The organism is Flavobacterium sp. U410, from assembly GCF_053570605.1.
On record NZ_JBSEFI010000001.1, the window covers coordinates 54,627 to 66,869 of the forward strand.

Here is a 12,243-nt window from a genome sequence, read left to right on the forward strand (position 1 = left end):
ATTAATACCAACGTTTTTTGTTTTTCTTTGAATTGTCTGATTTTCTCGAATTTGAATTTTTAGAATTCGATTTATTTGATTTTGAGCTGTTTTTATTTCTAAAATCCTTTTTTGGGGAATTGTCGTTTGATTTTGAACTTTGAGATTGATTATCTTTCCATGGAAATGGATGATCGCTGATTTCTTTAATTTTAGCTTGCGTTAGTTTAGTAATATCTTGCCAATACGTTTTTTCATCTTTTCCGCAAAAAGAAATCGATTTTCCGTCATTTTGTGCTCTACCGGTTCTTCCGATTCGGTGAATGTAAGTTTCCGGAACATTAGGCAAATCATAATTGATTACTATTGGTAACTGTTCAATATCGATACCGCGAGCGGCAATATCAGTAGCAATTAAAAATTTGACGTCTTTGTTTTTAAATTGTTCCAAGGCTTTAATTCGAGCTGATTGCGATTTGTCGCCATGAATGGCTACAGCCGAAATATTCTGTTTTTCTAAATATTTAACTACATTATCAGCTCCGTGTTTGGTACGAACAAAAACAATGGCTTGTTCTATGTTATCTTCGGTAATAATATGAGCCAACAATTTTTTCTTATCTTCCTTTTCAACAAAATAAACCGATTGTTTAATATTGTTTGAAGTACTCGTAACCGGATCAACAATAATGTATTTCGGATTTTTTAAGAAGGAATCAGCTAATACGCGAATTTCAAATGGCATGGTAGCCGAAAATAAAAGCGTTTGTCTGTTTTCAGGAGCTAATTTGGCAATTTTCTTGACATCATTAATAAAGCCCATGTCTAGCATTAAATCAGCTTCGTCAATTACTAAATGATGCATTTGATCCAAACTGATGAATCCTTGTTTGTACAAATCCAGAAAACGTCCCGGAGTAGTAATCACAATATCAACACCTTCTTTCAAAGCGTCAACTTGCGGATTTTGGTTTACACCACCAAATAATACCAAACTGCGAGTGGTCATGTATTTTCCATATTCGTCAAAATTAGCCTGAATTTGCATCGCTAACTCGCGGGTAGGAGTAACCACAACCGTACGGATAAATTTTCTTTTCTTAGCCGAACCTACTATAGGATGCAAAACTTCTAAAATAGGAATAGCAAATGCTGCTGTTTTACCCGTACCGGTTTGAGCACAACCCACAATATCGTTTCCTTCTAAAATTTCAGGAATGGCTTGTTGCTGAATTTGAGTAGGAGTATCGTATCCTTTGTCTTTAATAGCTTCTAGTAAACTGCGGTGTAAGTTTAAATCTGAAAATTGCATCTTATATCGTTTCTTTCGGCAAAGATAGTGATATATTCACAATGACAGTGAATCGCTGTGATTTGACAGTAAAAATGTCATGTTGTCAGATAAAAAGTGGTATTTCTGACAAAAAAGGAAGGAAAGGAAAACTTTTTGGCATTGGCACAAAACTTGACTAATAGAAAGCGTGTTTATCACTGTTCACTCGTAGAGGAACAATCAAATTGAACTAAAAAGGAGAATATATTATGAGTAAAATTATTGGTATCGATTTAGGTACAACCAACTCTTGTGTGGCGGTTATGGAAGGTGGAGAACCGGTAGTAATTGCAAATGCAGAGGGGAAAAGAACTACACCGTCAGTAATTGCTTTTGTTGAAGGTGGTGAAATTAAAGTAGGGGATCCGGCTAAACGTCAGGCGGTAACAAACCCAACTAAGACTATTGCTTCTATTAAGCGTTTTATGGGAAATAAATTTTCAGAAAGCCAAAAAGAAGCTGGAAATGTAGCGTACAAAGTGGTGAAAGGAGATAACGATACACCAAGAGTTGATATTGATGGTCGTTTATATACACCACAAGAATTGTCGGCTATGACACTTCAAAAAATGAAAAAAACAGCCGAAGATTATTTAGGAACTACTGTTGATAAAGCAGTTATTACAGTTCCGGCATATTTTAACGATGCACAACGTCAAGCGACTAAAGAAGCGGGACAAATTGCAGGTTTAGAAGTAATGCGTATTATTAACGAACCAACAGCTGCAGCGTTAGCGTATGGTTTGGATAAAGCAGGAAAAGATCAAAAAATTGCAGTATACGATTTAGGTGGTGGTACATTTGATATCTCTATCTTAGAATTGGGTGACGGGGTTTTCGAAGTATTATCAACTAATGGTGATACGCACTTAGGTGGTGATGACTTCGACCAAGTAATCATCGATTGGTTAGCAAACGAATTTAATGCTGCTGAAGGTGTTGATTTACGTAAAGACCCAATGGCATTACAACGTTTAAAAGAAGCTGCTGAAAAAGCTAAAATTGAGTTATCATCTTCTGCACAAACAGAAATTAACTTACCTTATGTAACAGCAACAGCTTCAGGACCTAAACACTTGGTGCAAACATTAACACGTTCTAAATTTGAGCAATTAGCACATGATTTAGTAAAACGTTCAATGGATCCGGTTGCTAAAGCTTTAAAAGATGCTGGTTTGTCAACATCTGATATTGATGAAGTAATTTTAGTAGGTGGTTCTACTCGTATTCCTGTAATTCAAGAAGAAGTAGAAAAATTCTTTGGTAAAAAACCTTCAAAAGGAGTGAACCCGGATGAGGTTGTGGCAATTGGTGCTGCTATCCAAGGTGGTGTATTAACAGGTGATGTAAAAGATGTATTGTTGTTAGACGTAACTCCGCTTTCATTAGGTATTGAAACTATGGGTGGTGTAATGACTAAGCTGATTGAAGCGAATACAACGATTCCAACTAAAAAATCACAAGTGTTCTCTACAGCGGCAGATAATCAGCCATCAGTAGAAATCCACGTGTTACAAGGTGAAAGACCAATGGCGACTGATAATAAAACAATTGGACGTTTCCACTTAGACGGAATTCCGCCTGCACAAAGAGGCGTGCCTCAAATTGAAGTAACGTTTGATATTGATGCTAATGGTATCATCAAAGTTTCAGCAACGGATAAAGGAACAGGTAAGTCACACGACATTCGTATTGAAGCTTCTTCAGGATTGACTCCGGAAGAAATCGAGAAAATGAAAAAAGAAGCTGAAATGAATGCTGAAGCAGATAAAGCAGCTATGGAAAAAGTAGCAAAATTAAATGAAGCAGACAGTATGATTTTCCAGACTGAAAAACAATTAGGTGAGTTTGGCGATAAATTATCTGAAGGAAATAAATCAGCAATCAATGCCGCTTTAGAAGATTTGAAAAAAGCTTACGAAACTAAAGATGTAGCGACTATTCAGCCTGCTTTAGATAAAATCAATGAAGCTTGGAAAAATGCTTCTGAAGAAATGTACAAAGCACAAGCAGATCAAGGTGGAGCTCAAGAAGCACAACCACAAGGGAATGCTGATGCAGGAGATCAAACACAAGATGTTGATTTCGAAGAAGTAAAATAAATTGTATAAAATAACTTATTTGAAAGTCAGACTATTTGTCTGACTTTTTTTATTTTCGTATCGTATTAATCTTAAAATTACAACTTATAATGAAAAAAATTATTGTCCTCGTAATGTTAACCTTATTATCATTTGCTTGTAGTAATGATGATAGTTCTTCAAGTAATCAAACTATAAGTTTAAAAATAAATGGAGAAAATGTAACTGCTACTGTTACACAGGCTTTTATGTATAAATCACAATCTATAGATAGGCAAACATTATTTATTGAAGCAGAAAATGATAATTATAAATTTAATTTAAAATTAATTGATGAATATAATTCTAATGATAATTCTTTTTCAAATGGAGATTATGATTTTGCAAATATATATTCTTCTCTTGACTATTCTGAATTTTTTATTTATTATAAAGTAAGTGGTCAAACTAATTTATATCATTATCCTGACAGCTCTTTATATAACGTAAATTTCTGCGATGGTGTTGCTAATAAAATTTCTGCAACTTTTTCAGCGTATTTAACTTCAGTTGACGGAGAAGATATTACAGTTGATGGTGTTTTAGTGCCTTATATCATTGAAATAACTGAAGGTCAATTCAATAACATTGAATATACAGTTACAGAAATAGAATAATAAATAATTTACAATAAGCTAATTATTTTAAATTAAATAATTAAGGAAATAATATAAATTTTTATAGATTATTTTTTTATTTTAACATAACAAATACTTTTTATAACGAATGTTTTTCTTGTGAGTTTTTTTACTAAATTGGACAAACCTTAATCTCCAATCTAATGAAAAAACTTCTCCTTTTAACATGTCTTGTCACGCTTCAATTTGCTGTAGCTCAAAAGAAAAAAGCAACAGTTAAAAAAGTAGAAAAAAATGTTGTAGTAGCCACTTTTGAAAATTTATCTGCCGAAATAACGACGATTAAAAAAGTACGAAAGTTTGTTCTGTTTGCTAAAAATGAACAAAGTACAGATACCTTAGTTCTAAAAGAATCTATCGATAAAAATTTTAAACCAGAGGAATTTAACGTAAAGAACTTCTTTATTGGTGCTCAAAAAATGTATCTCATTAGTTGGAAAGAAAACAATACAACAACAGATAAAAATAAAACAGAAATAGCTGCAATTACTGAAAATCAAGTTTGGAATCCGCAAACGAAAAAACAATTATTTACCAATACAGAGAAATCAACTCAAATAAAAGAAAAAGTATTTTTAGATGTCAATAAAACAGCCTCACAGGATGTAGAACGAAAAACTTTAGAAGGTTCGTTATTTACATTATTAACGAATGGAGACGTAACCTTGTATTCAAAAGCACAACAAGCTCATTTTGTATATAATGCAGAAACAGATCAATACGAAAGTAAAAAAGTGAGTGCACCTTCCGTTTCTAAAGCAAATACCAAAGCTAAAAAACGTTAAATAGTATGCATGCATACTATTTTTTTATATATTTGAGTAAAATAAATAAAAAATGAACAAACAATCATTAACCCATATTTTAAACATTAAACATCCCGTTTTAATGGCGCCTATGTTTTTAGTATCCAATACTAAAATGGTCATTGAAGGAATGAAATGTGGTATTGCAGGCTGTATTCCGGCACTGAATTACAGAACTTTGGAAGAGCTTCAAGTGGCAATAGACGAACTCAAAGCTGCTAAAGTAGAAGGAGGGAGCTTTGGTTTTAACCTTATTGTAAATAAATCCAATGTTAAGTACAAAGAGCAACTAAAAATGCTTTGCGATGCTAAAGTCGACTTTATTGTTACTTCATTAGGAAGTCCGGAAGAAACCATAAAAGAAGCACATAAAGCAGGCGTAAAAGTGTTGTGCGACGTAACTGATTTGGCTTATGCAAAAAAAGTAGAAAGTCTTGGTGCCGATGCTATTATTGCCGTAAATAATCAGGCTGGTGGACACCGTGGGAATATAGATCCGGAAGCATTGATTAAGTTGTTAAATGACAATACGAGTATTCCGGTAATTTCTGCTGGTGGAGTTTCGAGCAAAGCGGATATGGATAAAATGTTGACTTATGGAGCCGTTGGAGTTTCAGTAGGAAGTTTGTTTATTGCTTCGGAAGAATCGGGCGTTTCGCAAGAATACAAACAAGCTTGTGTTGATTATGGTGCTAATGATATTGTAATGACTGAGCGTATTTCGGGAACACCTTGTACTGTAATTAATACACCGTATGTTCAAAAAGTAGGGACAAAACAACCTTGGATAGAACGTATTTTAAACAAGAATAAAAAGCTTAAAAAGTGGGTAAAAATGTTCCGTTTTTATATTGGAATGAAAGCTACTGAAAAGGCCGCAAAAGAAGTAACCTACAAAACGGTTTGGGTTGCCGGGCCAAGTATAGAAAGCACCACAGCAATTCTTCCGGTTAAAGAAATTGTACAAAAGTTGATAGCATAAAATGTACGATTCTATTTTTACAATTTTAAAAAAATACGTTAAACCATCCACTTTATTCAAAGTAATGTTTAACGTGTCGCCAATGTATCGAAGAAGTTGCGGCAAATTGTATTTTGTTTCGGATGATTTACATTTGGTAAAAATTAAAATTCCGTTGACCTATCGCAACAAAAACTATGTAGGATCCATGTTTGGCGGAAGTTTGTTTTCGGCAACCGACCCCATTTACATGATACAACTCATGCAGATTTTAGGCAAAGAATATGTAGTTTGGGATAAAGCAACTAATATTCGTTTTAGAAAGCCGGCTTATTCGCATGCATTTGTAGCTTTTGAGTTTTCTACAGATGAGATCAATGGAATTAAAGCATTAGTTCAGGAAAACAAAGAAATAGACTTCATAAAGAAATTACAAATTACTGATGGAAAGGAAACCGTTTTTACAGAATTGGAAAAAACGTTATACATCAGTTCTAAAGAATATTATAAGCAAAAGAAAGCTGTAAAATAGAGAAATAAAAAAGCTTTTTTGAAGTCATGTTATTTGTTAGCAACTTTAGGAAAGCTTTTTTTAAGATTATAGAAAAATTAACAATCCCGATGTAGTTATTTTTTACCTTTGCTGTTGAAATGTTCGGTTTAATAAGAAATAAGAAGTCTTTTTATACAACGGCGATTAGCTTTTTAGCTTTATTGCTGTTAACTTCATTTGCCAATAATAAGCAAGTTGAAGAAAGAAAAACTTCTGATGTTTTATCTTTCCAACAAACTACTATAAGTCACTCAGAGCAAGCTATAATTAATGCAATTGAGTATCACTTTGTAGCTGTTGATTCTTCTGTATTTCAAAAAGATTCAGGAAAGAATACATTTGGGCTAAAGATTTTTTTACCAATTGTCTATCAGGAAGAATCTTTTTTAAAAAATTTATCCCTTTTAATTGCTGATTCTCAAATTTTAGTAGGAGAATCAAATCTTTTAAAAATAATTTTCCCTTTCCACGAATTCTGGTAAATCACTTTTATTTTTTCGGATTAATAAAGAACTATTAAAAATTTAAAAAAATAAAAGACATGGATGTATCAAGTGCCTTAATGGGATTGGTATTTATATTACTAATCGTTATACCTATATATTTAGTTAATAGAAGTACACGTAAAAAAAGAGAAGCTTTGGTAAAAGAATTACAACAGGAATTTCCCAATGCTAATACAATTATAGAATACGAAATTTGGAATTCCAATTCATCAATAATTGCTTTAACAGAAAAGCAGGTTTTATTTCTCAATAAAGGAGAGAAAGCCAAAGAAATCGAGGATATTGATATTCAGAATATTTATAGTTGCAAAATAAGAAAAGAGTTTAAAGATAACTCAAAAAACGGAGATAGAAATGCTATTGAAAAATTGTATTTAGATTTTAGTTTTAAAGACGGAATAGCAGATAAGTCCATCACCTTTTTCCAGATTGATTCCAAAAATTTCATCATAGGAAATGAAATTAATCTCGCAGAGCAATGGCTTATTAAAATTTATCAATCTCATCAGTAATAAAAAAACCGAGCAACTTGCTCGGTTTTTCGTTTTTATTCTTCAATGGAAATCTCAAAGGTTTTGTCCCAATTTTTTCCAGTGACAAAAATGGTTTTCGTTTTAGGATTATAAGCAATTCCGTTTAGTACATCAATATCGGGATGTTGCGTTACTTTACTGCGTAGGTCACCTAAATTTAGAATAGCCTCAACTTCACCCTTAAGATTGATAACACCAATAGCATCTTTTCCGTAAATATTAGCCCAAATTTTTCCATCAATCCACTCTAATTCATTTAAAGATTCAATTTTAGCATGTTGTGTATACACATTGATGTAATCTACTTCGGTAAAATCTTCAGGATTTACAATGTAAATTTTTTCGGTTCCATCGCTCATGTATAAATGCGTTCCGTCATTTGTTAATCCCCAACCTTCAATTTCTTTAAAATATTTAAAAGTTTTTATCTTTTCAAAAGTATCGGCATTGTATACATAGCCTTCTTTATTCAACCAAGTTAACTGATATACTTTGTTGTTTAAAATGGTAATTCCTTCTCCAAAATATTGATCGGCCAAAGTAACTTTTTTTAAAACTTCACCTGTTTTATAATTGGTTTTGCGTAAACTTGAAATATCGCGTGTTCCAGTTCCTGAACCTCTACCATTTCCCGTTCCTTCAAATAAAGTGTCTCTATAAAATTCAAACCCTTGAGTATAGGCTTTAATGTCGTGAGGATAAGTATTGACAATTTTATATTTTAGGAGTTTAGGTTCAATACTAGAAGCAATGGTTATTTTGGTTTCTTCATCAATAGAAACACCTTCTGTAAAAACAACGGCTTTGATATTTTGGTTGCCCAATTTGCATTCGTTTAACGAAAAAGGAAATGCGGTATTTTCTTTTACGGAACCAATTTTTTTATCGCCAAAGAAATATTGAACGGAATCTACAGGAAGATTTTTTTCATTTTTAACGTGTAAATTGATACTTTCATTAAGGGTATAAACTTGTTTTAGGGCAGAAGTATCAATAGAAAAATTATTTTTCAGCTCATTTTTATCTTTTTCGCAACTCAGTACTGCTAGGCTTAAAGTAGTGAAAGCGAATAGCTTAAAGTGTGTCATGTTTTTGTTTTTATGATAGTACAATATACAATGAAATTTTAAAGAAACAATCGGCTTGCAAAAATACAAAAAGATTGTATATTTGCACCGGCAAGTCCTACACGACCAGCTCCTGCAGAATCCCCCAGGGTGGGAACGCAGCAAGGGTAAGCGGTTGTAGCGGTGCGATGTAGGTCGCTTGCCATTTTTTTAACTCCTCATGGGAGTTTTTCTTTTTTATAGTCCTTCCTTTTTTACAATATGTGTACATTTGTAAAAACAACAAACTAACCTATTAGAACATAATGGAATTTATAAACTCAAGAGAATTTGCGCAACAATTAGATTCTCAGGATGAATTGAATCACTATAGAAACGAATTCATTTTCCCAAAAGTAAATGATAAAGATGTAATTTATTTTACCGGAAATTCATTAGGTCTTCAACCCAAAAGAACTAAAGCTTATGTGGACGAAGTAATGAACGATTGGGGTAATTTAGCTGTTGAAGGTCATTTTTATGCTGATAAACCTTGGTGGGATTATCATGAGCGTTTTTGCCAACCTTTAAGCGAAATTGTGGGTGCAAAACCTACTGAAGTGGGTGTTATGAATACACTTACTGTGAATTTACACTTGTTGATGGTTTCTTTTTACAGACCTACAGCTAAAAAATTTAAAATTATTTGCGAAGAAAAAGCTTTTCCTAGCGATCAATACATGTTCCAAAGTCAGGTTCATTTTCATGCACAAACTTTAGGATTTAACCCTGAAGAGGCTATTGTTGAAGTTAAAAAGAGAGAAGGAGAGCACACGCTACGATTGGAAGATATTTTACAAAAAATTGAAGAAGTCGGAGAGGAGTTGGCTTTAGTGCTTTTTGGAGGCGTAAATTACTATACAGGTCAGGTTTTAGATATGAAAACCATTACTGCTGCCGGACAAAAACAAGGCGCTTATGTAGGATGGGATTTGGCGCACGGAACAGGAAATATTGAATTACAATTACACGATTGGAATGCCGATTTTGCAGCTTGGTGTAGTTATAAATATATGAACTCAGGACCAGGAAATGTATCAGGATACTTTGTACACGAAAGACATCATAATGATAGCGATTTGCCAAGATTCGCAGGTTGGTACGGTCATAACAAAGAACGTCGTTTTTTAATGGAACCAAAATTTGATCCGGTTCATGGGGCAAATGGTTGGCAAATTAGTAATTTACCTATTTTATCAATGGCACCTTATTTAGCCTCTGTTGAAATGTTTGCTGAAGTAGGAATGGCTAAGTTGATTAAAAAACGCAATTTAATTACTGCTTATTTGGAATTTGTTTTACACGAAATAGATGCTGAAATAGAAGGAACATCATTCGAAATTTTAACACCTCAAAGTCAAGAAGAAAGAGGGTGTCAGTTATCCGTTTATTTACATGGGCAAGGCAGGGAATTATTCAATTATTTAATGGAAAACGGTGTTATTACAGATTGGCGTGAACCTAATGTAATTCGCTTAGCTCCGGCACCGTTTTATTCTACATTTGAAGATATGTATGAATTTGGTCAGATTTTGAAGAAAGGAATATTGAAATAGTAAAGTGTCGAGGGGTATAGGGGTAAGGGATATATCATTGTTTTTTGCTATCTTAGCTAGAAATTACCCCCTTTAACCAAATTAATGTTTTTATTATGAGTCACTTTATAATTGAAGAGTGGAAAGAGTTTGTCCCCGAAGGATTAGAATTAAAAAAACGCTATTTAGTTTCAAACTTAGGACGAGTGAAAAGTTGTGAACAAGATTTAAAAACTTGTCAAGTGTTAAAAGGTTCTCCCACGGATGGCTATTTCTTTTTAAAGTTCTCCCGCATTGTCAATGGTAAGAAAAAGCAATATCCTTATTCATATCATTTTTTAGTAGCCAGTTTGTTTATTCCTAAAGATCATGATGGGCAAACACATGTTCTTCATTTAGACTATGATCGCAAAAATAATCGTATCGATAATTTAAAATGGGCGACCTATGATGAAATGATTGAACACGGCAAAAAAAGCCCTTATGTTAAGGAAGCTAAGTTGAAATTAATAGAATTCAATAAAAAACGTGACGGACATAAATTGACAGTAAATGATGTGATTCGCTTGAAAAGAAAATTATTTGATCCTAACAGAAAAACCCGTAATAAAATATTAGCCAAACAGTTTGGAATTACTGAAATGCAATTATACCGCATTAAATCAGGAGAAAACTGGGGACACGTTAAAGTAGATATCAAAGGAGCTGAATAAAGCTCCTTTTTTATTGGTAAAAAAGTATACTTATCGACAGCCTTTTAGAATAATATCTTTACCTTTGTTTTTTATCCATTCAAAAGCCTTTTTCTTCAATGCAAAAACAAAAGAAGATAGCAGTAGTAGGGGCCGGTTTAGTAGGTACATTATTAGCCATTTATCTCAAAAGAGCCGGACATCAAGTAGACGTTTACGATAGAAGTAAAGATATACGCACCATCGAGTTTTCAGGTCGTTCTATAAATTTGGTAATGTCCGACAGAGGTTGGAAGGCATTGGAAAAATTGGGCTTAGATAGTGAAATTCGAAAAATCGGAATTCCAGTATACAAAAGAGCTATTCATTTAGCGGATGCTTCTTTGAATTACCAAAATTATGGTAAGGAAGACCAAGCTATTTTTTCATTATCCAGAGGTATTTTAAATCGAAAAATGATTGATTTGGCAGAAGCCGAAGGGGTTCAGTTTTTCTTTGAAAGTAAAATTTGGGATGTTACTTTGTCCACAGCAACACTTCACGAAGGAAATTCTGAGCGAGGCGAATGGCATGATTTAGATTATGATATTGTTTTTGGTGCCGATGGTGCTTTTTCAAGAATTCGTCACCGCATGCAACGCCAAAGCATGTTTAATTATTCGCAAGAGTTTTTAAAATTAGGTTACAAAGAACTTCATATTCCTGCAAATCCAGATGGAACGCATAAATTAAACCCTAACGCATTACATATTTGGCCTAGAGGGCAATTTATGTTGATGGCATTAGCCAATACTAACGGAAGTTTTACGTGTACTTTGTTTATGCCGCACGAAGGAGAAAATTCGTTTGAGCAATTAAAAGATCCAAAATCATTAGAAGCCTTTTTCGCAGAATATTTCCCGGATACCAAAGATGTTATTCCAAATTTAGTGGAAGATTTCTTTAAAAACCCAACCAGCTATTTAGTAACCATGAAATGCTATCCTTGGGCTTTTGAGGATAAAGTAGCGTTGATTGGCGATGCGTGTCATGCGATTGTTCCTTTTTACGGACACGGAATGAATGCCGGATTTGAAGATATCACTATTTTGGCTGAAATGATGGAAAAATATGGCGACGATTGGGGAACAATTTTTGACGAATATCAGCAATCAAGAAAACCAAATGCCGATGCTATTGCTGAACTATCCTATAGAAATTTTATGGAAATGAGTTCTAAAACAGCCGATGATAAATTCCATTTGCAAAAGAAAATTGAAAAATGGTTTTCCGAAAAACATCCCGATAAATGGGTGCCATTGTATAGCCGAGTAACATTTAGTCACCAACCTTACGCTGAAGCTTTAGCCGAAGGAGACAAACAAAATGCGATTATGCAGGAGATTTTAGCGATGGATAAAATTGAAGAGATTTGGGATACAGAACCTATTGAACACAGAATTTTAGACTTATTAGCAAAATAAGAAAAGCGGTTTTTAAAC

General features: G+C 33.4%; 12 protein-coding genes and 1 other RNA gene. 11 read left to right on the plus strand and 2 right to left on the minus strand.

Going from position 1 to position 12,243, the window contains the following annotated elements; genetic code table 11:
* Position 1: 1 nt before the first annotated feature.
* Positions 2–1,291 (minus strand): DEAD/DEAH box helicase, encoded by a 1,290-nt coding sequence (locus ACUSJC_RS00210; protein WP_449267536.1) that lies wholly within the window; start codon positions 1,289–1,291, stop codon positions 2–4.
* Between the two features lie 230 nt (positions 1,292–1,521).
* Here ACUSJC_RS00210 and dnaK point away from each other — a divergent pair, with 230 nt between their 5' ends.
* From dnaK to ACUSJC_RS00245, 7 genes are all read left to right on the plus strand, one after another.
* Positions 1,522–3,414 (plus strand): molecular chaperone DnaK, encoded by a 1,893-nt coding sequence (dnaK, locus tag ACUSJC_RS00215; protein ID WP_449267537.1) that lies wholly within the window; start codon positions 1,522–1,524, stop codon positions 3,412–3,414.
* 113 nt (positions 3,415–3,527) lie between these two features.
* Positions 3,528–4,049, plus strand: a complete 522-nt coding sequence (locus tag ACUSJC_RS00220) for a hypothetical protein (RefSeq protein ID WP_449267538.1) — start codon at positions 3,528–3,530, stop codon at positions 4,047–4,049.
* Between the two features lie 164 nt (positions 4,050–4,213).
* Entirely contained in the window at positions 4,214–4,855 is a 642-nt protein-coding gene (locus ACUSJC_RS00225; protein WP_449267539.1) for a hypothetical protein, read from the plus strand.
* A 52-nt stretch (positions 4,856–4,907) separates the two neighbouring features.
* Entirely contained in the window at positions 4,908–5,858 is a 951-nt protein-coding gene (locus tag ACUSJC_RS00230) for an NAD(P)H-dependent flavin oxidoreductase (protein WP_449267540.1), read from the plus strand.
* A gap of 1 nt (position 5,859) precedes the next feature.
* Positions 5,860–6,369: a DUF4442 domain-containing protein gene (locus ACUSJC_RS00235; protein WP_449267541.1), complete on the plus strand. Its 510-nt coding sequence runs from the start codon at positions 5,860–5,862 to the stop codon at positions 6,367–6,369.
* Positions 6,370–6,488: 119 nt separating this feature from the next.
* Positions 6,489–6,872 carry a hypothetical protein gene (locus tag ACUSJC_RS00240; protein ID WP_449267542.1) on the plus strand — a complete coding sequence of 128 codons (384 nt, stop codon included), beginning with the start codon at positions 6,489–6,491 and terminating at the stop codon, positions 6,870–6,872.
* Positions 6,873–6,931: 59 nt separating this feature from the next.
* Positions 6,932–7,408 carry a hypothetical protein gene (locus ACUSJC_RS00245; protein ID WP_449267543.1) on the plus strand — a complete coding sequence of 159 codons (477 nt, stop codon included), beginning with the start codon at positions 6,932–6,934 and terminating at the stop codon, positions 7,406–7,408.
* 35 nt (positions 7,409–7,443) lie between these two features.
* On the opposite strand, the gene ACUSJC_RS00250 is transcribed toward ACUSJC_RS00245, so the two are convergent.
* On the minus strand, positions 7,444–8,517 hold the full coding sequence (locus ACUSJC_RS00250; protein WP_449267544.1) for a glutaminyl-peptide cyclotransferase: 1,074 nt from the start codon (positions 8,515–8,517) through the stop codon (positions 7,444–7,446).
* An 88-nt stretch (positions 8,518–8,605) separates the two neighbouring features.
* On the opposite strand from ACUSJC_RS00250, the gene ffs reads away from it, so the two are divergent.
* From ffs to ACUSJC_RS00270, 4 genes are all read left to right on the plus strand, one after another.
* Positions 8,606–8,704: signal recognition particle sRNA small type (ffs, locus tag ACUSJC_RS00255), an RNA gene on the plus strand.
* A gap of 97 nt (positions 8,705–8,801) precedes the next feature.
* Entirely contained in the window at positions 8,802–10,091 is a 1,290-nt protein-coding gene (kynU, locus tag ACUSJC_RS00260; protein ID WP_449267545.1) for a kynureninase, read from the plus strand.
* Positions 10,092–10,186: 95 nt separating this feature from the next.
* Positions 10,187–10,783 (plus strand): NUMOD4 domain-containing protein, encoded by a 597-nt coding sequence (locus tag ACUSJC_RS00265; protein ID WP_449267546.1) that lies wholly within the window; start codon positions 10,187–10,189, stop codon positions 10,781–10,783.
* A gap of 98 nt (positions 10,784–10,881) precedes the next feature.
* Positions 10,882–12,225 (plus strand): FAD-dependent oxidoreductase, encoded by a 1,344-nt coding sequence (locus ACUSJC_RS00270; protein WP_449267547.1) that lies wholly within the window; start codon positions 10,882–10,884, stop codon positions 12,223–12,225.
* Positions 12,226–12,243 lie beyond the last annotated feature (18 nt).